Here is a 23,182-nt window from a genome sequence, read left to right on the forward strand (position 1 = left end):
GTCTGAGGGCGGGCCAGCCGGAAGGCGCAGCGGGCCTATTGGCCCCTCCTGCGGAGGGCGTCAGAGTGCATGGCGAAGGCCCCGTCCGGTCAACCGATTCGGGGCCTCCGGGTATCGCCGCGGTGACGTCTTCGGTGACGTCTTCGGTGACATCTTCGGTGATGCCTTCGGTGACGTCTTTGATTACGCCTGGGGGTATGTCCCCGTCACGCCTTGGTGGTGTCCTCGACCTCTTCCTCGGGTTCCCGGCCCGGCGTTTTCAGGTCGAATTTCGTGATGGCGAAGCGGAAGACCACGTAGTAGACGGCGGCGAAGCACAACCCGATCGGGATGATCGCCCAGGGTTTGGTCGCCAGGTTCCAGTTGATGATGTAGTCGATCAGACCGGCGGAGAAGCTGAACCCGTCGTGCACCCCGAGCGCCCAGGTGACCGTCATCGACGCACCCGTCAGCAGCGCGTGCACCGCGTACAGCAGCGGGGCCACGAACAGGAACGAGTACTCGATCGGCTCGGTGATGCCGGTGACGAACGACGTCAGCGCCACCGACAGCATCAGACCGCCGACCTCCTTGCGGCGGTGCGGCAGCGCGGTGTGCGTGATGGCCAGGGCCGCCGCCGGGAGCGCGAACATCATGATCGGGAAGAAGCCCGAGGTGAACTGGCCCGCGTTCGGGTCGCCCGCCAGGAACATGTTGATGTCGCCGTGCACCACCGTGCCGTCGGGCGTCTTGTAGGTGCCGAACTGGAACCAGATGGGCACGTTCAGGAACTGGTGCAGGCCCACCACCAGCAGCGCCCGGTTCGCGACACCGAACACCCCCGCGCCCCAGGAGCCCAGCCCGTTCAGCCAGTCGCTGAAGTGCTCCAGCCCGCGGCCGATCGGCGGCCAGACCCACAGACACAGCGCCGCGAACGCGATGGCCACGAACGCCATGATGATCGGGACGAGACGGCGGCCGTTGAAGAAGCCCAGCCAGTCCACCAGCTTCGTACGGTGGTAGCGCGCCCAGAAGAAGGCCGACAGCAGACCCAGCACGATCCCGCCGAACACCCCCGGGTTCTGGAAGGTGAACGCCGTCACCGACCCCTCGCTCACCTGGCAGCCGATGCCGGGCAGCTCCTTCGAGCCGCCCGGACAGCCCTCCGGGAACTGGTGCAGCACGCCGTAGTAGACGAGAAAACCTGCCACCGCCGCCAGCGCCGTGGAGCCGTCCGCCTTCTTCGCCATCCCGATCGCGACGCCCACGCAGAACAGCAGCGGCAGCCCGATCGAACCGTCCAGCAGCGCGCCGCCCGCGCCCTTCATCACCTTGGAGACATCGGTCCACCCCAGTCCGTCGTCCCCGAACACATCGGGCTGCCCGAGCCGGTTGAGGATGCCCGCGGCGGGCAGGACGGCGATCGGGAGCTGGAGGCTGCGGCCCATCTTCTGTACGCCCTGGAAGAGCCGCCGACGCCGGATGTGCCACGAACTGAGGTCCGCGCCACCGGCGTTGCCTGCGCTCGCCGCGCTCATGGATGTCCCTCCCGGCTGCCGCGGACCAGGGGCGGTTTGGCGACCGCACGTAAGGTGGTGTAGACCAACCGTGGACGACGGTCGCCATGTCGTGAACGCCATCCTTCGGCACCTACGGCGAGACCGCTCGCGAAGTTGGGCCAACTGTGGGTTACTGCGACAAAGCAGTTCGGATCAGGGAGACAGAACATGGCCACCAAGGCTGAGAAGATCGTCGCCGGGCTGGGCGGCATCGAGAACATCGAGGAGATCGAAGGCTGCATCACCCGCCTGCGGACCGAGGTGGCCGACGCCTCCCTGGTCGACGACGCCGCCCTCAAGGCCGCCGGCGCGCACGGCGTTGTGAAGATGGGCAACGCCATCCAGGTCGTCATCGGCACGGACGCCGACCCGATCGCCGCGGAGATCGAAGACATGATGTGACCGGACTCCACGAGACCGTCACCACCACGCCGTAGGGCCCTCCCGCCTGGGAGGGCCCTTTCGGCATGTCTCTCCCGATGCCCTTCCTGATGTCCCTCGATGTCCCTCCTACGAGTCCCTTTCCACAGGCGCGGGCTGCCTTGCCCACAGCTGCGGCTAGGCTCGGCGGCATGTCACGAATCGACGGCCGCACCCCCCAACAGCTCCGCCCCGTCACCATCGAACGCGGCTGGAGCAAGCACGCCGAGGGCTCCGTCCTCGTCTCCTTCGGCGACACGAAGGTCTTGTGCACCGCTTCCTTCACCGAGGGCGTCCCGCGCTGGCGCAGGGGCAGCGGCGAGGGCTGGGTGACCGCCGAGTACGCCATGCTGCCGCGGGCCACCAACACGCGGGGCGACCGCGAGTCCGTCAAGGGCAGGATCGGCGGACGCACCCATGAGATCAGCCGTCTGATCGGCCGCTCGCTGCGCGCGGTGATCGACTACAAGGCACTCGGCGAGAACACGATCGTCCTGGACTGTGACGTCCTCCAGGCGGACGGCGGCACCCGCACGGCCGCGATCACCGGCGCCTACGTCGCCCTCGCCGACGCGGTGGCCTGGGCGCGGGGCAGGAAGCTGATCCGCGCGAGCCGCCAGCCGCTCACCGGCACCGTGTCGGCCGTCTCGGTCGGCATCGTCGGCGGGGTCCCGCTGCTCGACCTCTGCTACGAGGAGGACGTCAGGGCCGAGACCGACATGAATGTGGTCTGCACCGGCGACGGCCGCTTCGTCGAGGTCCAGGGCACCGCCGAGGCCGAGCCGTTCGCACGCGACGAGCTGAACGCACTGCTGGACCTGGCGGTCGCGGGCTGCGGCGAGCTGGCGTCGCTCCAGCAGGAGGCACTGGGCACGATTCTCGGCGCGGCTGCCGAGAAGTAGCGCGCCGGGCAGGTGTGACTGGCGCGGCGGGTGAGGCGGGGACCCCGAGTGGGTAAAGGGCACGCAAAAGAGAGTGGCCGGTGCGGGCAACCGGGCCGGTCGCCCTCGCGTCAGTAACGGTACGGGCGCGCGGCATCACACCGCGCGCCCGGCCACGCCCAAGGGGAGGGAACACAGCATGGCCGCGAGCCGCCGCCGGTACCGGGGACATGACCGGGGACATGACCGGACACTCGATCAGGGTCGTGATCGGGCACGCGGCCGGCGCCGTATCACCGCCGTCGCCGCCGCGCTGGCGGTCACCGTGCTCACCGCCGGGTTCGCCACCGGGTGCGACGCGGTCGACAAGGCCCTGGACTGCGTCCAGACCGCCGACTCCATAGCCGACAGCGTCACCGACCTCCAGCAGGCGGTGGAGAACGCGGCCAACGACCCGACGCAGACCGACGAGTCCCTGAACGCCATCGAACGGGACCTCGACAAGATCGGCGACAAGACGGACAACGCCGACGTCAACAAGGCGGTGGACCACCTCCAGAAGGCCGTCGGTAACGTCCGCACGGCCATCAAGAACGGCGACAACACCCCGGACATCAGCCCCGTCACGGACGCGGCGGGTGAGCTGACCAAGGTCTGCACGTCGTAGGGGCCACAGCCGGTGGAGCCGGCGCACTTGCTGCAGCCGCCGCGGGCTGACGGGTGGCGGGAGACGGACGGCGGGCCCTCGGGATACTGGACCCATGACCCGTCTGATCCTCGCCACCCGCAACGCCGGGAAGATCGCCGAACTCCGGTCCATCCTCGCCGACGCGGGACTGCCCCATGACCTCGTCGGCGCCGAGGCCTACCCCGACATCCCCGACGTGAAGGAGACGGGCGTCACCTTCGCCGAGAACGCGCTCCTGAAGGCCCACGCCCTGGCGCAGGCCACCGGGCACCCGGCGATCGCCGACGACTCCGGCCTCTGCGTCGACGTACTGAACGGCGCGCCCGGCATCTTCTCCGCCCGCTGGGCCGGGAAGCACGGCGACGACCGGGCCAATCTGGAGCTGCTGCTGGCCCAGCTCGCCGATATCGCCGACGAGCACCGCGGCGCCCACTTCGCCTGTGCGGCGGCGCTGGCCCTGCCGGACGGGCGGGAGCGGGTGGTCGAGGGCCGGCTGGTGGGGGTCCTGAGGCACGCCCCGACGGGCACGAACGGTTTCGGCTACGACCCCGTCCTCCAGCCGGAGGGGGAGTCGCGGACCTGCGCGGAGCTGACGCCTCAGGAGAAGAACGCGATCAGCCACCGGGGCAAGGCGTTCCGTGCGCTCGTCCCGGTGCTGCGCGAGCTGCTGGACCAGCGGTCGTAGACGTTCTGGTGCGGCCGGAGGGACTCGAACCCTCACGGGTGTTACCCCACTGGGACCTAAACCCAGCGTGACTGCCAATTCCACCACGGCCGCCCGGTGTCCGGTCATGTTATCGGGCGCGGGGGGCGGTAACGCCACCCATATCCCGACGATGGCGGCCGATATGCCGATGTACGCGCATCAGCCCGCCCAACCGGGCGGGCTGACGGCACCAGGATCACATCGCGGGACCCTCAGGGACCCTCAGATCCCGAGATCCTTGATGATCTTGGCCACATGTCCGGTCGCCTTGACGTTGTAGAGGGCCCGCTCGACCTTGCCCTCCTCGTCCACGACGACCGTGGAGCGGATGACCCCGACGACCGTCTTTCCGTAGAGCTTCTTCTCGCCGTACGCGCCGTAGGCTTCCAGGACCTTCTTGTCCGGGTCGGCCACCAGGGTGACCTTGAGGTGCTCCTTCTCCCGGAACTTTGCCAGCTTCTCCGGCTTGTCCGGGGAGACGCCGATCACGTCGTAGCCCGCGCCGGCCAGCAGCTCCAGGTTGTCGGTGAAGTCGCACGCCTGCTTGGTGCAGCCCGGGGTGAGGGCCGCGGGGTAGAAGTAGACGATGACCTTGCGGCCCTTGCGGGCTGCCAGGGACACCTCGTTACCGTCGGCGTCGGGCAGGGTGAAGTCCGGGGCCACGTCCCCGGGCTGGAGTCGCTCGCTCATCCGGCTAGCGTAACGGGGGGTCCTGGCGATGCGGCGGAGCGCAAAGCTGACAGACTGTCCGGAACAGCAATAGATGACTTCGGAGGCCGTACGGTGGCGGACACGTCGAACACACCGGACACCAGAACACCGGCGCAGATCGAGGCGGACATCGAGCGCCGCCGGTCGACGCTGGCCGACACGCTCGACGAGATCGGGGTGCGGGTGCATCCGAAGACCATCGTCGGCGACGCCAAGGCCAAGGTCGCGGCCGATGTCGACCGCACCCTCGGACAGGCCTACGTCCACGTCAACCGGGTGGTGAGCGAGGTCAGGGCGCAGTTCGTCGACGAGGAGGACCGGCCCCGCCTGGAGCGGATCGTGCCGGTCGCGCTGGTGGCCGTCGGGGTGGTGGGCCTGCTGGCCCTGGGCGCCCGGCGCCGACGGCGCTCCCGGTGACCTGCTGACCCGACCCGGTGACCTGGTGACCCGATGACCTCCGACCCGGCGGCGTACGGACGCGGCAAAGGCAGGTAGGTTCGAAGGTGTGAGCGCCAAGAGAAGCGATACCAGCACCCAGCACGACAAACTGCCCATCCGGATGCTGCACGACCGTGTACTCGTGCGGCAGGACACCAGCGAGGGCGAGCGTCGTTCGGGCGGCGGCATCCTGATCCCCGCGACAGCCGCCGTGGGCCGCCGCCTCGCGTGGGCCGAGGTCGTCGCGGTGGGGCAGAACGTACGCAGCGTGGAGCCGGGCGACCGGGTCCTGTACGACCCGGAGGACCGCGCGGAGGTGGAGGTGCGGGGCATCGCCTATGTGCTGATGCGTGAACGCGACCTCCACGCTGTGGCGGCGGACCGCTTCGAGGGCTCGGAAGATTCGACGGGTCTGTACCTCTGATCCGAGGGCCTGTACCTCCGATCCGGGGGCCTGTGCCTCTGATCCGACGGCGGGCAGGACGGAAACGGCGATGGGCCGGTGACCAGAGGGTCACCGGCCCATCGCCGTTCTGCCACTCCCGTCCGGTCACTGCCTCCGGGTACTGGTGGTGCCGTTGGAGGTGCCGCCGAGGATGCCGCCCGTGATGCCGCCGTTCGTCGTGGCGCCCCCGCCCCCGGGCGTGCCGGTGCCGGGCGTGGTGCCGCCGCCGGTGCCCGTCCCGCCGGTCGAGGTGCCGCCGTCGGTCGGGGTGCCGCCCTGCGTGGGGGTGGTGCCCTGGGTCGGGGTGACGGTGCCCGTGCCGCCGTCGTTCGTGCCGCCGGTGCTCGGGGTCGCGGTGTTCGTGGGAGTCGTGGACTGGTTGTCGCTGGGCGCGATGCTGGGCGGCGCGATCTCCTCGGCGCCGTCCTGGAGCTGGAGGTTGAAGTCCTTCACCGATTCGCCCTTCAGCGCCGCCTTGGTGTACGCGGCCCAGATCTCGGTGGGCGCCCCGCCGCCGTTGATGCGTTCCAGGCCCATCGCGCCGTAGAGCGGCTGCTGGCGTGCCGTCACCGGGTCCTGGCCCATCACCGAGACCACCGTGGCGAGGTCGGGCGTGTACCCGGCGAACCAGGCCGCCTTGTCGCTCTCCGCGGTACCGGTCTTGCCGGCCGCCGGACGGCCCACGGCCTTCGCGGCCGTGGCGGTGCCGTTCTCGACGACGCTTTGGAGCACCGAGGTGGTGGTGTCGGCGGCCTCGCGGCTGACGGCCTTCTTGACGGTGGACTGCGGCAGGGTGATGTCCTTGGTGCCGTTCCTGGTGATCTTCTCGACCATCGTGTACGTGCCGTGCTCACCGTGGTTGGCAAGTGTCGCGTACGCCTCCGCCATGTCGAGCACGCTCGCGGTGGCGGTGCCGAGCGCGATCGACGGGTACGGCTGGAGGTCCTTGGTGCCGGCCGGGATGCCCAGGCCGACCGCGGTCTGCTTGACCTTGGACGGACCCACGTCGACCGCCATCTGCGCGTACACCGAGTTCACGGACTTGTCGGTCGCGTTGCGCACGGTGATCTGGCCGTACGACCGCTCGTCCTCGTTCTCCGGCGCGTAGGCGCCGCCGCTCCATCCCTGCACGGTGCGCTTGCTGGTGCCGTCGTAGTAGGTGTTGGGCGTGATGGTCTTGCCGGACTGCGTGGTCGAGCCGTTGTTCACCGCCGAGGTGAACACGAACGGCTTGAACGTGGAGCCGACCTGGTAGTCGCCGCGGGTGGCGTTGTTCGTGTACTGCTTCACATAGTCGATGCCGCCGTACATCGCGACGACCTTGCCGGTCTTCGGGTCGACGGAGGCGCCGCCCGCGCGGACGTAGGTGTCGACCTTGCGGTGCTTCTTGTCGAGCTTGGCCATCAGCTTGTCGTCGACGGCCTTCACGAACGCGTCCTGCTTGTCCTTCTCCAGGGTCGTCGTGATGCGGTAGCCGCCCGCGGCGAGTTGGTCCGCGTCGAGGATCTTGTGGCTGGTCAGGTAGTCCTTGACCGCGAGGACGATGTACCCGCGCTGCCCGGACCAGCCGGTGGAGAGGATCTGCTCCTTCGGCATCGGGAACTTCATCCCGGCCCGCTTCGACTCGCTCAGCCAGCCCTTGGTGACCATGCCGTCCAGCACATAGTTCCAACGGGCCACGGCGGCGGCCTTGTTCTCCGGGTGCGCGACCACGTCGTACTCGCTGGGCGCGTTCACCAGCGCGGCCAGGTAGGCGGCGCGGCCCGCGTCGAGACCGGTGGCGTCCACGCCGTAGTACGCCTGTGCGGCGGCCTGGATGCCGTAGGCGTTGCGGCCGAAGAAGCTGGTGTTGAGATAGCCCTCCAGGATCTGGTTCTTGGATTTGGTGCGGTCCAGCTTGATCGAGATGAAGAACTCCTTCACCTTGCGGGTGACGGTCTGGTCCTGGGCCAGGTAGTAGTTCTTCACGTACTGCTGGGTGATCGTGGACCCGGACTGCTTGCCCTTGCCGGTCGCCGTGTTCCAGCCCGCGCGCAGCATCGCCTTGGGGTCGACGGCCGACTCCGTGTAGAAGTCCCGGTCCTCGGCGGCCAGTACGGCGTGTTGGGCGTCCTTGGAGATCTGCGCGAGGCCGACGTTCTCCCGGTTGATCTCACCGTCGCGGGCGATCTGGCTGCCGTCCGCGTAGAGATAGACGTTCGCCTGCTTCATCGCCAACGCGTTGGCGGGCGGGATCTTGACCATGGAGTAGCCGAGGAAGAACAGCCCGAACAGCAGGAGCACTCCGACCACCACGGTGACGAGCATGAACCGCCAGGTGGGGATGAGACGGCGCAAGCCCTTGCGCTTGGGGCGCTTGGGCTTCTTGGAGTTCTCGGGTTCGTCTGTGGGAGGGGTGCCGGGCTGCTGCTCCGGGGAGGCGGTCGTCTGATGCGGTCCGCCGCCCTTTCGGGACTTCCCGGCCGGGCCGGTCGGCGGGGCCGCAGGGGTGGCGGCGGCCGCGCTCGCGGCGGCAGCGGCGGTGGCCGCACCGGCGGCGGTCGCGGCGGTCGCGGCGCTCGCCGGGATACGGCGGATCTGCTGCGTCTTGTGGTCCTGCTGGGGCGGAGACGACTGCTGGTTCCGCTGGGTCTGCCGGTTCCGCTGGGTCTGCCGGTTCTGCTGGGTCTGCTGGGTCTGCTGGGTCTGGCGGTCCTTTCCGGTGCGCGGCGTCTTGCCGTTGTCCGGAATACGGCGGATCTGGAGCGTCTCCGGGTTGTCCGGAGCGGCGGGAGCCTGGCGCGGCTGCCCGGGCTGCCGGGACTGACCGGGCCGCGTGGCCTTCCGGGGGGTGTCCTCGATCTTCCGGATCTGGAGGGTCTCCGGGTTGTCCTGGCTCGCCGGGGTGGCCGGGGTGGCCGGGCGTGCCGTACCCGCAGGGCCCGCAGGGCCGCCCTTGGGCTGCGCCGGGGCCTTCCGGTCCGCCGAGGCGTCGCTGCGGTTCCGTGCGGCGGCTTCCGGCGTCTTCCGGGCCACCGGAGCCTTCCGGGACTCCTGGGCGGCCTCTGCGGCATCCGTGGACTTCGCAGGCTTCGCGGCCGGGGCCGTCACCGACTCCGGCGTCTTGGCCGGTTCCGGCGCATTCCTGGGCTTCGGGGTCCTGGGAGCGGCAGGAGCTGTTGGACCGGCCGGACGGGCCGGACCGGCCGGAGCCTCACGGCTCTCCTCGCCGCTGCCGCCGTTCCCGCTTCCGCGCGCCTCGGTCTTCCCGTTGCGCGCGTCGCGGTCGTCGCGCTCGCCGCGCGCGGCGCTCTGGCTCTTCCCGCTGCTCTCCTTCTCCCCGCCCGACTCCTTCGGCGCTTCCGTCTCCTCCGCCGCCTGCGGCTGTCTCGGTGCCGAACGCTCGGTCGGCTGCTGCGGCTTCGGCTCGTCGCTCATGTCGTGCACGGACTCCTGTTTCGCCTCGTACGTTCCCGTACGATCTCGTACGCCTTCTGCGCCCCCAGATGAAGACTCTCCCACCATGCGTTCCGTTCCCGGATTCCGGCGCGTGTGCGGCAGAAAAATGCCTGGCCCGTCGGATCACCCGGGCACTAGGCTCCTGCGCTTCGGTGCCGGTACGGCGGAAGGACGGTCGGAGTGGGTGCGGGACGGTTGTACACGGCCGTCGCTGCGGGGGGTTTCAGAAGGTACGCGACGTATCGGATGGCGACTGCGGCGGGGGTGTTCACCAATACTGTTTTCGGCCTCGTCCTCGTCTACACCTATCTGGCCCTGTGGGACGTGAAGCCGCATCTCGGCGGCTACGACCAGGCCCAGGCCGTGACGTACGTCTGGCTCGGCCAGGCCCTGCTGTCCACGCTGGCCATCGGGGGCGGTGGGGTCGAGAACGAGCTGATGGAACGCATCCGCACCGGCAACATCGCCGTAGACCTCTACCGCCCCGCCGATCTCCAACTGTGGTGGCTGTCCGCCGACGTGGGACGGGCGCTGTTCCAGTTGCTGGGCCGGGGCGTCGCGCCGTTCGTCATCGGGTCGTTGATCTTCCCGCATGCACTGCCCACCGAGTTCTCCGCGTGGGCGGGCTTCCTGGTGTCCGTGGTGCTGGGGATGGTGGTCAGTTTCGGGATCCGTTACCTGGTGGCGCTGAGCGCGTTCTGGCTGCTGGACGGCGCCGGGGTGACGCAAATGGCGTGGATCCTCGGGTACTTCTTCTCCGGGATGATGCTCCCGCTGAACGTGTTCCCGGGCACCTTCGGTGAGATCGCCCGCGCACTGCCGTGGTCGTCGTTGCTCCAGGCGCCGGCGGACGTACTGCTCGGCCACGGCGACCCATGGGGCACGTTCCTCTTCCAAGGCTCATGGGCGGCGGCTCTGTTGGGGCTGGGACGGCTGGTGCAGACGGCGGCGACACGGCGGGTGGTGGTGCAGGGTGGCTGAGACCGCCCGGAAGGCGACCGGGAACCCCGTGCGCGCACCGGAGCCCTTCGGCGGCGCGGAGCGCGTGAACGGTGTGCTCGCCGGACTGCGCGCCTACCGGATGATCGCCGCGATGTGGATCCGCTCCACGATGGCGTACCGGGTGTCCTTCGTGATGACCACCGTCGGCAACTTCGCGGCAACGGTCCTCGACTTCGTCGCGATCCTGCTGATGTTCACCCGGGTGGACGCGCTCGGCGGCTGGGAACTGCCCCAGGTCGCCTTCCTCTACGGCCTGTCCACCACGGCGTTCGGGATCGCGGACCTGGCTATCGGCTCGATGGAACGGCTCGGCCAGCGGGTGCGCGACGGCACGCTGGACACGCTGCTGGTGCGCCCGGCGCCGGTGCTCGCGCAGGTCGCGGCGGACCGCTTCGGACTGAAGCGGCTGGGCCGTATCGCGCAGGGCATCCTGGTGCTGGGCTACGCCCTCTCCCGGCTCGACGTCGACTGGACCCCGTTGAAACTGCTGCTCATGCCGGTGACGGTGGTCAGCGGCGGCTTGATCTTCTGTTCGGTGTTCGTGGCGGGCGCGGCGTTCCAGTTCGTGGCGCAGGACGCGTCCGAGGTGCAGAACGCGTTCACCTACGGCGGTACGACTCTGCTCCAGTACCCGCCGACGGTGTTCGCGAAGGAACTGGTGCGCGGGGTGACGTACGTGGTGCCGCTCGCGTTCGTCAACTGGCTGCCCGCGACCTATGTGCTGGGGCTGCCGTATCCGCTGGGCCTGCCGGAGTGGGCGGCGTTCCTGACGCCGCTGGTGGCGGCGGGCTGCTGCGCGCTCGCCGGGCTGGCGTGGCGGGCGGGCCTGCGGTCGTACCGGAGCACGGGGAACTGAGGAACTCATGGGCATGGACACGGACTTCACCGGTGGCTTCGTCGGCTCCGCCGACGACGGCGCGGACTCCTTCATCCGACTCGACGGCGTGGAGAAGGTCTTCGAGGTGCGCCGCAGGACCGGGCTGCTCAGCCGGGAGCGGCGCGAGGTGCGGGCGGTCGACGCGCTGTCGTTCCGGGTGGAACGCGGCGAGATGGTCGGCTACATCGGCCCGAACGGCGCCGGGAAGTCGACGACGATCAAGATGCTGACGGGCATCCTCACCCCCAGCGGCGGTCGGCTGAGGGTCGCCGGTCTCGACCCGTCCCGCGAACGCACCCGCCTGGCCCACCGCATCGGGGTGGTGTTCGGGCAGCGTACGACGCTGTGGTGGGACCTTCCGCTGATCGACTCGTACCGGCTGGCGCACCGCATGTACCGCATCCCGGACGCCCGTTACCGGGCGAACCTGGACCGCCTCGTCGAACTCCTCGAACTGGCGGACCTGTTGGACACCCCGGTACGGCAACTGTCGCTCGGCCAGCGGATGCGCGGCGACATCGCGGCGGCGCTGCTGCACGACCCGGACATCCTCTATCTCGACGAGCCGACCATCGGCCTGGACGTCATCTCCAAGGTGAAGGTGCGGGAGTTCCTGCGCGATGTGAACGCCGAGCGCGGCACCACCGTCCTGCTGACCACGCACGACCTCCAGGACATCGAGCAGTTGTGCTCCCGTGTGATGGTCATCGACCACGGCCGTCTGGTGTACGACGGCCCGCTCGCCGGGCTGCACGAGGCGGGGGACAGCGAACGGACGCTGGTGGTGGACCTGGAGCGGGAGTTGCCTCCTGTCGAGGTGCCCGGGGCGAGGGTGGTGCGGGTGGAGGGGCCGCGGCAGTGGCTGGCGTTCCCCGCGGGGCAGTCGGCGGCGCCGCTGGTGGCCAGGATCGCGGCCGGATATCCGCTGGTCGACCTGTCGGTGCGGGAACCCGACATCGAGGCGGTCATCGCAAAGATGTACGCGGGTAGAGCGGTCTCGTAGGCTGCTGTCCATGACCGACGACGCAGTCCCGGACCGCCCGGACCGCCCGGCTCAGCCGAACCAAGCGAACCAGCCGAACCACGCGAACCAACCGGCCCGCGCGGATCACCCGAACCACCCGGACGACCCGCACATCCAGAACCTCCGTGCGTCCGACGCCGATCGTGAGCGGGTCGCCGAGGTGTTGCGGGACGCCGTCGCGGAGGGCCGCCTCGACATGGCGGAGTTCGAGGAGCGGTTGGAGACGACGTACCAGGCACGGACGTACGCCGAGCTGACCCCGATCACCCGTGACCTGCCGGCCGCGGGTGTCACGCCCCCGCATCCCGTGTCGTTCACCAAGAAGCCCGTGGCGGACGGAAGCTGGGCGGGCCGTATCACCGGCGAGGACGGCCCGGGCCACCACTGGGGGGTGGCCGTGCTGTCCGGCTTCCAGCGCAAGGGCCGCTGGACCGTACCGAGGCGCTTCAACTGCTTCGCCTTCTGGGGCGGCGGGGAGATCGATCTGCGCGAGGCGAACTTCGCCGACCACGAGGTCGAGATCAACTGCATCGCGATCATGGGCGGGGTGCAGGTGATCGTGCCGCCCGGCGTGGAGGTCGTGGTGCGCGGCTTCGGCCTGATGGGCGGCTTCGACCAGCGCGAGGACGGTGTGCCGGGCGACCCGGGTGCCCCGCGCGTGATCATCAGCGGGTTCGCCTTCTGGGGCGGCGTCGGGGTGGAACGCAAAGCCACCCGGGCCGAACGGCAGCGGCTGAAGGAGGAGCGGCGCCGCGAGAAGCTGGAGCGTAAGCAGGCCCGCCGCGAACTCGGCCCGTCCGGCTCGTCGGACGACCCCCGTGAGATCTGGGACGATCACCTGGAGATGCTGCGCGAGCACCGCGAGGAGCGCCGCGAGCGCCAGGAGGAACGGCGCGAACGGCACCGGGAGCGCCGCGACGACCGGCAGCGGCGCAGGTACGGGGACTACTGAGGCCCTACGGCGTGGAGGACCTACGGCGTGGCAGTCGCCTGACGGTGGCCGGGCGGCCTACAGCTCGGCCTGCCCCGCCCGCTTGAGTTCCTTGAGATCGAAGACGGACGCCATCCTGCCGTAGCCCAGGTCGCTCGGGTGGAGATGGTCGCCGGAGTCGTAGTCGGGCAGCAGCCGGCGCGGGTCGTAGGGGTCGCGCAGCGCCTTGTCGAAGTCGGTGTACGCGTCGTAGACCCGGCCCGCCCGGATCTCGGCGTTGATCTTCTGCCGTACGGTGTCGCGGCCGTCGCTGTAGCCGCGGTGGCCCTTGAAGGGCATGAGGGTGGCGCCGACGACCTTCAGACCGTGGGCGTGGGCCCGGCGGACCAGGGTGCGCAGCCCGTCGGTGATCTTGTGCGGGTCGGCGCTCCTCGGGTTGCGCAGGATGTCGTTGACGCCGAGGTCGATGACGACGACCTTGGCGTTGGTGCGGGAGAGCACGTCGCGCCCGAAGCGCCGGAGGCCGCTCTGGTTGTCGGCGGGGCGGCCGAGACCGTCGGCGAGGACCTGGTTGCCGCTGATGCCCTCGTTGACGACCGAGTAGCGGGGCAGCTTCTGACCCGAGGCGATGGCTGTGCGCAGCCGGGTGGCGAGGGCGTCGGTCCATCGGTGGTCGGCGTTCTCGGTGGAGGTGATCCCGTCGGTGAGCGAGTCGCCGAAGGCGACGACGGTGCCGTCGGAGTCGTCGCTGAGCACGTCCAGTGCTGTGAGATACCGCCAGTAGGAGGTCTGCTCCGTGTACGGGGCACCGGTCATGTCCTCGGTGCGGTCGCCCTGGGCGACGTAGGAGATCTGGCGGGCGTTCGGGTGATAGGTCACGGGGCCGGAGGGGATCGGGGAATAGGTGGTGACCAGGAGATTCGCGCCGTCGGCGACGTCGATGCGGACGGCGTCGCTCATCGTCTGGCCGCCGGATCGTATGACGACGGAGGCGCTGCCGCCGAAGGTGAGCCGCCGCATGGTGCCGGACACCGCGTCCGCGCTGTCGTTGCCCGAGGCGACGGCGACGGTGGCGTGGGTGACGGTGAGCGGGGACTCGCCGTAGAGGTTGGAGAGGGTGATCCGGGCGCCGGTGCCGGAGGCGGTGGTGTGGACGACGTTGCGCACGGAGCGGTCCGCGAACCCGCCGGTCTCGGTGCCGGGCTCGCCCCCGACGGGGGAGGCGGCCCAGGCGCCGACCCAGGTGCCGGTGGAGGCGGGGGCGGCGGTGCTGTGCGGGGTGTGGCTGCCGGACGGTGCGTGCCGCCCGGTGCCGTCGTCGGCTGCCACGCCGAGGTATATGGCGGCGGATATCGCCACCGTCAGTGCTATGAGCGCGCTGAGCAGGGCATAGCCATGACGCCTGGGCATATGGGTTCCCCTCGGGCGGTGGGAGCCCGAAGCTCCGGTCCGATGATCCCATGATCCGGAAGGGCGCGCAGATCTCCCCGTCGGCGGCCCGGGAGGCCTGTGCGTGCCCGCCCGATGGGAGCCCGATTGCCCGCCCGATGGAAGCCCGATTCACCCGTCAGAGAGACGCCGGGAACTCCTGTTCCGTTCCAGGAGTCGGACAGGAAGGGACAATGTGTAAGGGATCACGGATAGCACGGCGATCACGGGTACCCACGGCTGGGACCACGGACGGGTGGGTGGAGCTGATGACACAGACGCAGACGGAGCGGCCGGAAAGGCCGGAACGACCGGACCCCGATACCGCGGCGACGACGGGCGGCGGCACCGGCACGGGAACCGCTGCCCCCACCCACCGCACGATGACCGCCTTCACCCCCGCCGATGAGGAACGGCAGCGCGGGGTGCGCCGTATGAAGCTGACGGCCGCGGGCCTGCTGCTGTTCGTGGCGGTGGTGTACGTGGCCGCCAAGTGGGCGTCGGACGCGGGCGCGGGCCCCTGGGCCGACTATGTCGCGGCGGCGGCCGAGGCGGGCATGGTCGGCGCGCTGGCCGACTGGTTCGCGGTCACGGCTCTCTTCCGCCGCCCCCTCGGCCTGCCGATCCCGCACACCGCGATCATCCCCACCAAGAAGGACCAGCTGGGAGTCTCGCTGGGCGAGTTCGTCGGCGAGAACTTCCTGTCCGCGGATGTCGTACGGCAGCGGCTGCGCGCCGTGGGCATCGGCAGCAGACTCGGCGCGTGGCTGGCGGTACCGGACCACGCGGACCGGGTGACAGCGGAACTGGCGGCGGCGACGCGGGGTGCGCTCGCGGTGATGCGGGACACGGACGTCCAGGCGGTGGTCACGGAGGCGATCACCCGCCGGGCCGACGCCCAGGAGGTCGCGCCCGGCATAGGCAAGATGCTGGAGAAGATTGTGGCCGACGGCGGTCACAAGCGCGCCGTCGACTTGGTCGTCACGCGTGCGCACGACTGGCTGATACGGCACGACGCCCAGGTCCTGGACGCCGTGCAGGGCGGCGCCCCGGGCTGGACCCCGCGCTTCGTGGACCGGAAGGTGGGGGAGCGGGTCTACAAGGAACTCGTCCGCTTCACCGCAGAGATGCGCGACATGCCGTCGCACCCGGCCCGTGGCGCCCTGGACCGTTTCCTGACCGACTTCGCCGCCGACCTCCAGTCCGACACCGACACCCGGGCACGCGTCGAACGCCTCAAGGGCGAGGTGCTGGGCCGGGGCGAGGTCCAGGACCTGATCGCGTCGGTGTGGACCGCCGTACGATCCATGATCGTCTCGGCCGCGGAGGACGAACGCAGCGAACTACGCCTGCGGGTACGGACATCCCTGCTCTCCCTGGGCGCACGCATGAAGGCGGACCCGAGGCTGCAGGCCAAGATGGACGGCTGGCTGGAAAACGCGGCGGTCTACGTCGTCAGGACCTACCGCAAGGAGATCACGTCCCTGATCACCGACACGGTCGCCGGCTGGGACCCCGACCACACCACCCGCAAGATCGAGGCCCACATAGGCCGAGACCTCCAGTTCATCAGAATCAACGGCACGGTGGTGGGCTCACTGGCGGGCCTGCTGATCTTCACACTGTCACGCGCGGCGGGGGTGTAGGCCGACGCTCGCCCCGCCGCGGGCGCTGCCTCGTAAGCGCCGGGCCGCGCGACCCACCCCCGCGGGCACCCCACCAGCACCGGCTTAGCCACCAGCACCTGCGTTGCCTCAGCATCATCCCGCCCCCGCAAGGCCCGGACCCATCCGAAACTCGATCCGAAACTTGAGTCGAGACTTGTCAACTTTCCTCCATGGAGCTATATAGGAAGTCGTAGGGCATCGCACCGAACATGAAGGGAAGTGACCCGTGATGCTCATGCGCACCGACCCGTTCCGTGAGTTCGACCGGCTCGCGCAGCAGGTCCTGGGCGCGGCGCGCCCGGCGGCGATGACGATGGACGCGTACCGCGCGGACGGCGAGTTCGTCGTCCACTTCGACCTCCCCGGCATCGACCCGGAGTCGATCGACATCGACGTGGAGAGGAACGTGCTGAACGTCCGCGCCGAGCGCCGCAACCCCGCTCCGAAGGACGCGGAGATGATCGTGGCGGAGCGCCCCGCGGGCATCTTCACCCGGCAGCTGTTCCTGGGCGACACGCTCGACACGGAGCGCATCGACGCGTCGTACGAGGCGGGCGTCCTGACACTGCGCATTCCGGTGGCCGAGCAGGCCAAGCCCCGCAAGATCCAGATCACGGGCGGCGACACGAAGAAGCAGCTGACCTGACGTCCCGAACGCTGCTGTCCCGCAGGCATGTGCGATGTGCCTGCGGGACGGGCATGCTCGGCCTGGCTGCTGGTGGACGAGGGACGGGACGGCATGAGCGAAGAGAAGCCGGAAGCGGACCGGGACGGGGAACGGACCGGACTCGATCCGGCAGGGCCGGACCTGGACCACGCACTACAGGTGGCAAAGAACCTGGCGGAATGGGCGACAGCCCGGATCCGCGAACCCCGAGCCACCGGCGGTGCGGCCGACGCGGCCGACGCCGTACGCGCCGTAAGAGAGAAGGCCAGCCCGGCAGACATAGTCACGGAGACGGACGAGGCGATAGAGGCACACGCCCGCTCGGTCCTCCGCACCGCCTTCCCGACCCATGGAATAGAGGGCGAGGAGTACGGCGTGGAGAAGCCGTCGACGCCTCAGGCCCCGCACTGGGTGATAGACCCGGTGGACGGAACGACGAACTACGCGCACGGCATCGGCTGGTGCTCGTTCTCCCTGGGCCTGGTGGCAGCAGACGGCACCCCCCTCCTGGGCCTGGTGGCAGACCCGTGGCGACGGGAGACATTCACGGCGACAAGGGGCGGCGGCGCCCACCTGAACGGCACCCCGATCCAAGCCGCCGACCACACCACGGTGACGGGCCACGTCTTCCTGACGGCATGGGCCGCTCACGCCCACTGGCCGGGCCTGGACCACCTGATGGTCCTCCTGTCCACCCGCCACTGCACCACCCGAGTGATGGGCTCGACGGCCCTCTCCCTGACCCAGGTGGCAGCAGGCCGGGCAACGGCAGCGGCGATAGGCGAGTTCCACGCGGTGGACGGTCTGCCGGCCTACCTGATCGCGACTGAGGCGGGAGCGGTGGCGGTCCCGCAACTCCCGCAGTACAACAGACCGCTGCTGCTGACGGCGCCGGGAGCGGCGGCGGAGATGCGGGAGCTGTGGCGGGAGGTCGGTCTGTAGGCATACAGGCCTGCGACCGTGCGGGAAGCCAAGGATCAGCTCCCGATGCCGAGCACGGGCCCGACCCCGTACAACCCGGGAAGATCGACCAACAGCAGATCCCGCCGCTGGACGGCGAGTTGCACGACGTCCGGATAGAACCCGTGCAGGGAGAACAGGACGAGGACGGTGCGGGAGGTGTCGTAACCCTGCTCGGTGAGCAACTGGCGGATGTGCTCCAGCCGTTCGAGGTCGCCGGTGCCGCGCCGGGCGAGGGTGGCTTTGGCCTTGCCGAGCAGCGCGATGCGCGCCCGGGGAGCCTGGGGCCGCTCGCCGAGAGCGAGGGCGAGGACGTCGACTTCGTGTTTGGTGCGGGCGGCGGGGTCGGGGACCTCGGTGGTGCCGATGGGTCCGGGAAGCCCGCCGGGCAGTACGGCGTGGGCGTACCGCAGAGTCCAGATCCGGGCGAGCTCCTCGAAGTGAGGGCCCAGGATCTTGGAGTTGAAGGTGGGCGCGGAGGCGTGCCAGGCCTGCTCGGCGAAGCCCTGCTCGATCGCCGCGGCCTGGGGGAGGGTGATGAGCTGGTTGAAGCGGATGACGGGGTCGGTGAGCGTGATGACGGGATGGCGGGGCCGAAGGATGTCCTGCTCGCGCTGGACGTAACCGGTGGACTTCAGAACGTCCAGTGGGTGGGCGACGGCGTTGCGCTGACGGGCGAGGGCGGAACCGATTTTGGTGGGGGTGGAGGCGCCTTGGGCGATGGCGGTGAGGATGTCGTAGTAGAGGGTGTGTTGGGTTATCCGGGGATCCTCGCGCAGCAGATATTCGGTCTCGGTACGTGAGTAGACGGCGCGCCCGGGGTCGAGGACGGTGCTGGTGAGCCAGCGCTCGAAGCCGTCACTCGGCCCCGGCCGGGAGGCGATGGGCTGATACCCGGGCGCGCCACCGAGGACCGCGTGGACGTGCAGAGCGGTGAGCGGGTCCTCGATCTGCCAGAACTCACGGCTGGCACGGTAGTCGAAGGCACCGAGCCGCAGATCGACGACGGCCCGCCCGCGAAGCGGCTTGGTACCGGAGAGCAGTTCGTGCATGACGCTCATGGCAGAACCACAGAGGATGATCCGGGCCCCGCTGCCGACGCCGCCCCGCTGCCGCTCGTCGTAGATCTGCTGAAGGATGCCAGGCACTTCGGGCGAGTGCTGGAGCAGATAGGGCAGTTCGTCGATGACGAGGAGCGGCGTCGAGGCCTGCCGGGTCACGACGTCGAGGGCGTTGGTCAGCACCTGATACCAGTCGGTGAGCCGCAAGGTCCCCGACCGCAGCCCGGCATGGGCCGCGATCGCATCGGTGAAGCGCTGGAGCGCGGGCAGCCGCCCTTCCTCCCGGACAGCGGTGACGTGCAGCCCGCCGACGGCCTCGGTGAGGGCTCGCAGCAGATACGACTTCCCGTGCCGCCGCCGCCCGGACACGATCCCGAGCCGCAGGGCGGGCGCCGGGTCACGGACGAAGTCGGTGAGCAGCCGCCACTCACGGTCGCGGTCGACGACGTCGGGGGGCTTGGGCAACTCCTCGGCCATGGGGGACTCCGTACTCGCGAAGAGATCGAGATGCCTAGAACTTGTACAAGTCTACTTCGACGGATTTCGTCGATGTGTGTAACGACAACTGAGTCGGCGAGTTCCCGAGACGGAGAAGGCTGAGCAGCGGCGCACCGGTCTTGGTGCCCGTCAGGCGCTCGATCAGCAGGGCAGACACTCCGGCAGGTACGGGCGGCCCGAGCGGTGATACGGGTCCAATCTTGACACTACGCTCTAAGTATCCTATGTATGGATACACCGTAAACTTACAGACAGAGGACGCGGTCGAGGCGACGAGAAGACGGCCTTCCAGCCGCACGGATCACGTGGGGATCGATATGACGACGAGTGGCAACCGGCCGTTTCAGAGCCCCCCTGGCCCACAACCGGAGCCGGGAGTCCCCAGTGTGACGGTGCTCGTACCCGCCTACAGGGAAACGGATTCCCTGCCCCACGTCCTCGATGCGCTGCAGGCGCAGACACGTCTTGCGGACCGCGTCATCGTGACCCTGGATCCACACCAGGACCGCGGTCGAACCGAAGACCTGGAGCGAATTGCCCGAGAGGCCGGTGCCGAAGTCTGGCATTCGGTCGCCAACAGGCACAAGAAGGCCGGCAATCTCAATGGAGCACTGGACAGATTGCTGCCGGACATGGCAGACGACGACGCAATCCTCATCCAGGACGCCGACACCTATCTGGATGCTCGCTTCATCGAGGTGGCCGCACGGAAGATGGAGCAGGGCTACGGCGCGGTGGGCGGCAACTTCCGGGGTCGCTCGGGCGGCAGACTCTGTGGTGTCTTCCAGCGCAACGAGTTCGCCCGGTACGCTCGCGACACAGCACGAAAGAACGGCAAGGTCCTTTGTCTGACAGGCACCGCCTGCCTTTTCAAGGCCGGTGCTCTGAAAGGTGTGCTCGCCGCCCGCGAATCGGGCCTTCTGCCCCCGGCCGACGGAGTGTACGACACGAAGGCACTGACCGAGGACAACGAGCTCACGCTCGCACTGAAGCATCTCGGATTCCGTATCGTTGCTCCGGCCCGCGCGACCATGAGTACCGAAGTCATGGAAACATGGCGAGCCCTTGCGAAGCAGCGGCTTCGCTGGAAGCGCGGAGCGCTCGAGAATCTGATCGGCTACGGCATGACTCGTCACACCGCAGAAGGTTGGGTCAGGCAGGTCGTGGCATTCCTCGGGGTATCCGTGTCGACCGTGTACCTGGGTTCGGTTCTGTGGTTCCTCGCAGCTGGATCGGGCCTGAAAATTGCTCCGTTCTGGATAGCTTTCACCGCTTTTTACGCCATTGAGCGGGCGATCACCGCAAAATCCAGGGGTTGGCGCGTGTCGATTGCCTCGATGCTGGTCGTACCGGAATGGTTCTACGACCTGTTTCTGCAGGGAGTGCACCTCCGTGCGCTCGTCGATACAGCTCTTCAGCGAGAACGAAACTGGTAATTTCAAACGGTCCCTGAAAAGAGACCGAACAGACAGAGGAGGAAATTCATGGCGAACTATGCAGCCGCAGGCGCCACCGCGGGAGGAACCAGTGCGGCAGGGGTACTGCCTGTCACCGGCGGCCCCGACAGCATCTGGTTCTGGATGGTCGTGTTCGTTCTGATCTCGGCGGGATTCGCTGTTCTGCGACTGTTTCCCCGAAAGTTCGATGACGACTCCTGACCCCCGGGCCAGACATGAAAAAGGCAAGTCAACTTCTGGGTATCGGCCTGATACTCGCCGGTCTGCTCCTGGGAGGCTTCATGCTTCTCCAGACCTGGCACTCGGACCATCAGTACAGAGCCACCCAGAAGGTACTGCGCAAGGAGATCCAGCCGTCGGCCGACGTCCCTCACGAAGGCGGTGCGCTCGCGACGCTGAGGATTCCTCGCTTCGGCTCGGGCTACGACCCCGTGATCGTTGAGGGCGTGTCCCAGAGCGCTCTTGCGAAGGGCCCCGGGCACTATCCAGGCACAGCCATGCCGGGCGAAAGAGGCAACTTTGCGATCGCCGGCCACCGCACGGGGTGGGGGCAGCCGTTTCATCGGTTGCCGGACCTGACAAAAGGCGACGAAATCAAGGTCGACTGGCACCGTAAGACATACACCTACCGGGTCACCCGGACCCAGGTCGTCAAGCCCACCGACATCGGCGTCGTGCTTCCCGTTCCCAACAGGCCGGGCGCCAGGCCGGACAAGGCTCGGATCACGCTCACCACCTGCACGGACCGCGGTTGGAACGGCACATACACCCACCGGCTCGTGGCATGGGGCGAACTGGAGAAATGATCACTGGGCGCCATCGGCTGTGGTGCCGCGTCCAGCCGTGAGGGGCCGGACCTCCTGTGATCTCCAGTGCGTGGACCCCTGCTGGGACAGTTGGCAGGTGCCGTCAGACGGCGTGGTCGTGCACCGGACCGATGCCGTAGAGCCCGGGAAGGTCGCCCAGCGGCAGATCCCGCCGCTGGGCGGCGAGTTGCACGAAGACAAAGAACGCGAGCGGGTCCTGGCTAGCTGGTCGCCGGCGACTTCTTCCGGGGCAGTTCGGCATGCCGTACGGCGTCGGAGGCCAGGGCGATCACGGCGCTCAGACTGGCGAAGGCGCCGCAGCCCATGAACACCCGGTCCACGCCCCAGGCGCCGATGGCGGCGCCGACCAGCGGGTAGCTGAGCGGGGCGAGACCGACCAGGGTGAGCATCATGGCGGCGGTGACCCGGCCGAGATACGCGGGGTCGGCCGAGGTCTGGATGAGGGCGTTGTCCAGGCTGCCGAAGACGCCGGCGTTCAGCCCGATGAGCGCGGCCACGACCACGGCGATCCAGAGGGTGTGAATGAACGAGACAGCGGCCACACCCGCGCAGCCCACGAGCAGCGTCCCGGCCATCATCAGCCCGGCGCGGGGCAGCCAGCCCGCGACAGTGAGCAGCGTGGCGCTTGCCGTGGCTCCGGCACCGAAGGCGCTGACGATCAGGCCGTAGCCCGAAGGCCCCCAGCCGCGCTCGGCGTTGAGGAGCACCATGCCGACACTGATGGTGCCGGTGAGCCCCAACTCGCAGATGGCACTGACGATGACGAGGGGTCCGATGAGCCGGTGGCGACGGATGTAACGCAGCCCGTCGAGCAGGTTCTCCTTCGCCGACCCCGACTGCTCCGACTCGGGGCTGTCGCCCGTGACGGGCCGGACCCGTACGGTCAGCAGGAGCGGCAGGGAGAGCGCGAAGAGCAGCCCGGCGACCCCGAAGGCGCTCGCCGCGCCCCCGAGCCCCATGGCCAGGCCGCCGATCGGCGGCCCGACGACCTGGCTGAGGCGCATCGACAGCGCACGCATCCCGGTGACTCGGGCCAGTTGCTCAGGACTCGTCATCCGCGACGGGAGAGCACCGACGGCGGGCACGAACATGGCATCGACGGCACCGAACACGAGCGCCACGGCCACCAGGATCCACAAGGCGGGCGAACTCAACGCGATGCTGCCCGCCACCGCGAGAATGAGGAGACAGCGCACCGCGTCGCTCCCGAGGACGACCCGGCGGGGATCGACACGGTCGGCCACCACACCCCCGGCGAGCATGAGCACCGCCCGGGGCAACGCCCCGGCGGCCATGACCAGTCCGACCTCGGTCGGCCCGGCGACCTTCTGCGCGGACCAGCCGAGCGCGACGAAGTACACGCTGTCGCCGACGAGGGATGCGGTGTACGCGGTGAGCCAGCGCAGCACGTTGCCGTCGCGATAGGCCGGAACGGCGGTGCCGTCGGGCCGGGCTGTCTCTTCTTCGGTGGCCACGACGACCTCCAGCGAGTCGGGTACGGCCGCTGGATCACGGTCG

The 23,182-nt window shown here is 69.1% G+C and carries 22 protein-coding genes and 1 tRNA gene; 16 read left to right on the forward strand and 7 right to left on the reverse strand.

The genetic code is table 11. The annotated features are described in order from the left end of the window. Window positions 1–206: 206 nt before the first annotated feature. On the reverse strand, window positions 207–1,517 hold the full coding sequence (locus ACSYGN_RS25180; RefSeq protein WP_460399332.1) for a PTS transporter subunit EIIC: 1,311 nt from the start codon (window positions 1,515–1,517) through the stop codon (window positions 207–209). A 189-nt stretch (window positions 1,518–1,706) separates the two neighbouring features. Here ACSYGN_RS25180 and ACSYGN_RS25185 point away from each other — a divergent pair, with 189 nt between their 5' ends. The 4 genes from ACSYGN_RS25185 to rdgB all read left to right on the forward strand — a co-directional run bounded on the left by ACSYGN_RS25185 (window position 1,707) and on the right by rdgB (window position 4,212). Next, complete coding sequence (locus ACSYGN_RS25185; RefSeq protein ID WP_460399334.1) at window positions 1,707–1,940, forward strand: glucose PTS transporter subunit EIIB; 234 nt, start codon at window positions 1,707–1,709, stop codon at window positions 1,938–1,940. A gap of 170 nt (window positions 1,941–2,110) precedes the next feature. Next, window positions 2,111–2,860 (forward strand): ribonuclease PH, encoded by a 750-nt coding sequence (rph, locus tag ACSYGN_RS25190; protein WP_460399336.1) that lies wholly within the window; start codon window positions 2,111–2,113, stop codon window positions 2,858–2,860. Between the two features lie 178 nt (window positions 2,861–3,038). Then, window positions 3,039–3,506, forward strand: coding sequence for a hypothetical protein (locus ACSYGN_RS25195; protein WP_460399338.1), 468 nt, complete (start codon window positions 3,039–3,041; stop codon window positions 3,504–3,506). 94 nt (window positions 3,507–3,600) lie between these two features. After that, on the forward strand, window positions 3,601–4,212 hold the full coding sequence (gene rdgB, locus ACSYGN_RS25200) for an RdgB/HAM1 family non-canonical purine NTP pyrophosphatase (RefSeq protein WP_460399340.1): 612 nt from the start codon (window positions 3,601–3,603) through the stop codon (window positions 4,210–4,212). Window positions 4,213–4,218: 6 nt separating this feature from the next. Here the strand turns inward: rdgB and ACSYGN_RS25205 are convergent. Next, window positions 4,219–4,305: transfer RNA gene (locus ACSYGN_RS25205), tRNA-Leu, on the reverse strand. Window positions 4,306–4,455: 150 nt separating this feature from the next. Further along, window positions 4,456–4,923: a thioredoxin-dependent thiol peroxidase gene (bcp, locus tag ACSYGN_RS25210; RefSeq protein ID WP_460399342.1), complete on the reverse strand. Its 468-nt coding sequence runs from the start codon at window positions 4,921–4,923 to the stop codon at window positions 4,456–4,458. 93 nt (window positions 4,924–5,016) lie between these two features. Here bcp and ACSYGN_RS25215 point away from each other — a divergent pair, with 93 nt between their 5' ends. Together ACSYGN_RS25215 and ACSYGN_RS25220 are read left to right on the forward strand one after the other, a co-directional pair. After that, entirely contained in the window at window positions 5,017–5,361 is a 345-nt protein-coding gene (locus ACSYGN_RS25215) for a DUF3618 domain-containing protein (RefSeq protein WP_460399344.1), read from the forward strand. Window positions 5,362–5,503: 142 nt separating this feature from the next. Beyond that, window positions 5,504–5,806 carry a GroES family chaperonin gene (locus ACSYGN_RS25220; protein WP_460403719.1) on the forward strand — a complete coding sequence of 101 codons (303 nt, stop codon included), beginning with the start codon at window positions 5,504–5,506 and terminating at the stop codon, window positions 5,804–5,806. Between the two features lie 126 nt (window positions 5,807–5,932). Here ACSYGN_RS25220 and ACSYGN_RS25225 read toward each other — a convergent pair whose 3' ends face one another. Continuing rightward, window positions 5,933–8,395, reverse strand: coding sequence for a transglycosylase domain-containing protein (locus ACSYGN_RS25225; RefSeq protein WP_460403721.1), 2,463 nt, complete (start codon window positions 8,393–8,395; stop codon window positions 5,933–5,935). 1,050 nt (window positions 8,396–9,445) lie between these two features. Between ACSYGN_RS25225 and ACSYGN_RS25230 the strand changes: the two genes are divergently transcribed. From ACSYGN_RS25230 to ACSYGN_RS25245, 4 genes are read left to right on the forward strand one after another with little or no spacing between them, the layout of a single operon-like run. Continuing rightward, window positions 9,446–10,246: an ABC transporter permease gene (locus ACSYGN_RS25230; protein WP_460399346.1), complete on the forward strand. Its 801-nt coding sequence runs from the start codon at window positions 9,446–9,448 to the stop codon at window positions 10,244–10,246. A gap of 28 nt (window positions 10,247–10,274) precedes the next feature. Continuing rightward, window positions 10,275–11,123, forward strand: coding sequence for an ABC transporter permease (locus ACSYGN_RS25235; RefSeq protein ID WP_460403723.1), 849 nt, complete (start codon window positions 10,275–10,277; stop codon window positions 11,121–11,123). 13 nt (window positions 11,124–11,136) lie between these two features. Next, on the forward strand, window positions 11,137–12,147 hold the full coding sequence (locus ACSYGN_RS25240; protein WP_460399348.1) for an ABC transporter ATP-binding protein: 1,011 nt from the start codon (window positions 11,137–11,139) through the stop codon (window positions 12,145–12,147). A gap of 10 nt (window positions 12,148–12,157) precedes the next feature. Continuing rightward, window positions 12,158–13,120 (forward strand): DUF1707 SHOCT-like domain-containing protein, encoded by a 963-nt coding sequence (locus ACSYGN_RS25245; RefSeq protein ID WP_460399350.1) that lies wholly within the window; start codon window positions 12,158–12,160, stop codon window positions 13,118–13,120. Window positions 13,121–13,177: 57 nt separating this feature from the next. Here the strand turns inward: ACSYGN_RS25245 and ACSYGN_RS25250 are convergent, their stop codons facing one another. Next, window positions 13,178–14,509, reverse strand: a complete 1,332-nt coding sequence (locus ACSYGN_RS25250) for an SGNH/GDSL hydrolase family protein (protein WP_460399352.1) — start codon at window positions 14,507–14,509, stop codon at window positions 13,178–13,180. A 287-nt stretch (window positions 14,510–14,796) separates the two neighbouring features. Between ACSYGN_RS25250 and ACSYGN_RS25255 the strand changes: the two genes are divergently transcribed. The 3 genes from ACSYGN_RS25255 to ACSYGN_RS25265 all read left to right on the forward strand — a co-directional run bounded on the left by ACSYGN_RS25255 (window position 14,797) and on the right by ACSYGN_RS25265 (window position 17,803). Then, window positions 14,797–16,173, forward strand: a complete 1,377-nt coding sequence (locus ACSYGN_RS25255) for a DUF445 domain-containing protein (RefSeq protein WP_460399354.1) — start codon at window positions 14,797–14,799, stop codon at window positions 16,171–16,173. 250 nt (window positions 16,174–16,423) lie between these two features. Then, window positions 16,424–16,840: an Hsp20/alpha crystallin family protein gene (locus ACSYGN_RS25260; protein WP_460399356.1), complete on the forward strand. Its 417-nt coding sequence runs from the start codon at window positions 16,424–16,426 to the stop codon at window positions 16,838–16,840. Between the two features lie 93 nt (window positions 16,841–16,933). Continuing rightward, window positions 16,934–17,803 carry an inositol monophosphatase family protein gene (locus tag ACSYGN_RS25265; protein WP_460399358.1) on the forward strand — a complete coding sequence of 290 codons (870 nt, stop codon included), beginning with the start codon at window positions 16,934–16,936 and terminating at the stop codon, window positions 17,801–17,803. A 35-nt stretch (window positions 17,804–17,838) separates the two neighbouring features. Here the strand turns inward: ACSYGN_RS25265 and ACSYGN_RS25270 are convergent, their stop codons facing one another. Beyond that, on the reverse strand, window positions 17,839–19,359 hold the full coding sequence (locus ACSYGN_RS25270) for an AAA family ATPase (RefSeq protein ID WP_460399360.1): 1,521 nt from the start codon (window positions 19,357–19,359) through the stop codon (window positions 17,839–17,841). A gap of 407 nt (window positions 19,360–19,766) precedes the next feature. Here ACSYGN_RS25270 and ACSYGN_RS25275 point away from each other — a divergent pair, with 407 nt between their 5' ends. From ACSYGN_RS25275 to ACSYGN_RS25285, 3 genes are read left to right on the forward strand one after another with little or no spacing between them, the layout of a single operon-like run. Further along, window positions 19,767–20,816: a glycosyltransferase family 2 protein gene (locus ACSYGN_RS25275; protein ID WP_460399362.1), complete on the forward strand. Its 1,050-nt coding sequence runs from the start codon at window positions 19,767–19,769 to the stop codon at window positions 20,814–20,816. A gap of 48 nt (window positions 20,817–20,864) precedes the next feature. Continuing rightward, window positions 20,865–21,038, forward strand: a complete 174-nt coding sequence (locus ACSYGN_RS25280; RefSeq protein WP_460399364.1) for a hypothetical protein — start codon at window positions 20,865–20,867, stop codon at window positions 21,036–21,038. Between the two features lie 14 nt (window positions 21,039–21,052). Beyond that, entirely contained in the window at window positions 21,053–21,643 is a 591-nt protein-coding gene (locus tag ACSYGN_RS25285; RefSeq protein ID WP_460399366.1) for a class E sortase, read from the forward strand. 221 nt (window positions 21,644–21,864) lie between these two features. On the opposite strand, the gene ACSYGN_RS25290 is transcribed toward ACSYGN_RS25285, so the two are convergent. After that, window positions 21,865–23,139, reverse strand: coding sequence for an MFS transporter (locus ACSYGN_RS25290; protein WP_460399368.1), 1,275 nt, complete (start codon window positions 23,137–23,139; stop codon window positions 21,865–21,867). Between the last annotated feature and the right edge of the window lie 43 nt (window positions 23,140–23,182).

The sequence above is a fragment of the Streptomyces sp. YIM S03343 genome (genome assembly GCF_054729195.1).

What these genes read in the sequence shown, in the direction of transcription:
- ACSYGN_RS25180 (WP_460399332.1), bottom strand. Translation starts at nt 1,517, where the DNA reads ATGAGCGCGGCGAGCGCAGGCAACGCCGGTGGCGCGGACCTCAGTTCG.
- ACSYGN_RS25185 (WP_460399334.1), top strand. Translation starts at nt 1,707, where the DNA reads ATGGCCACCAAGGCTGAGAAGATCGTCGCCGGGCTGGGCGGCATCGAG.
- rph (WP_460399336.1), top strand. Translation starts at nt 2,111, where the DNA reads ATGTCACGAATCGACGGCCGCACCCCCCAACAGCTCCGCCCCGTCACC.
- ACSYGN_RS25195 (WP_460399338.1), top strand. Translation starts at nt 3,039, where the DNA reads ATGGCCGCGAGCCGCCGCCGGTACCGGGGACATGACCGGGGACATGAC.
- rdgB (WP_460399340.1), top strand. Translation starts at nt 3,601, where the DNA reads ATGACCCGTCTGATCCTCGCCACCCGCAACGCCGGGAAGATCGCCGAA.
- bcp (WP_460399342.1), bottom strand. Translation starts at nt 4,923, where the DNA reads ATGAGCGAGCGACTCCAGCCCGGGGACGTGGCCCCGGACTTCACCCTG.
- ACSYGN_RS25220 (WP_460403719.1), top strand. Translation starts at nt 5,504, where the DNA reads ATGCTGCACGACCGTGTACTCGTGCGGCAGGACACCAGCGAGGGCGAG.
- ACSYGN_RS25240 (WP_460399348.1), top strand. Translation starts at nt 11,137, where the DNA reads ATGGACACGGACTTCACCGGTGGCTTCGTCGGCTCCGCCGACGACGGC.
- ACSYGN_RS25245 (WP_460399350.1), top strand. Translation starts at nt 12,158, where the DNA reads ATGACCGACGACGCAGTCCCGGACCGCCCGGACCGCCCGGCTCAGCCG.
- ACSYGN_RS25250 (WP_460399352.1), bottom strand. Translation starts at nt 14,509, where the DNA reads ATGCCCAGGCGTCATGGCTATGCCCTGCTCAGCGCGCTCATAGCACTG.
- ACSYGN_RS25255 (WP_460399354.1), top strand. Translation starts at nt 14,797, where the DNA reads ATGACACAGACGCAGACGGAGCGGCCGGAAAGGCCGGAACGACCGGAC.
- ACSYGN_RS25260 (WP_460399356.1), top strand. Translation starts at nt 16,424, where the DNA reads ATGCTCATGCGCACCGACCCGTTCCGTGAGTTCGACCGGCTCGCGCAG.
- ACSYGN_RS25265 (WP_460399358.1), top strand. Translation starts at nt 16,934, where the DNA reads ATGAGCGAAGAGAAGCCGGAAGCGGACCGGGACGGGGAACGGACCGGA.
- ACSYGN_RS25270 (WP_460399360.1), bottom strand. Translation starts at nt 19,359, where the DNA reads ATGGCCGAGGAGTTGCCCAAGCCCCCCGACGTCGTCGACCGCGACCGT.
- ACSYGN_RS25280 (WP_460399364.1), top strand. Translation starts at nt 20,865, where the DNA reads ATGGCGAACTATGCAGCCGCAGGCGCCACCGCGGGAGGAACCAGTGCG.
- ACSYGN_RS25285 (WP_460399366.1), top strand. Translation starts at nt 21,053, where the DNA reads ATGAAAAAGGCAAGTCAACTTCTGGGTATCGGCCTGATACTCGCCGGT.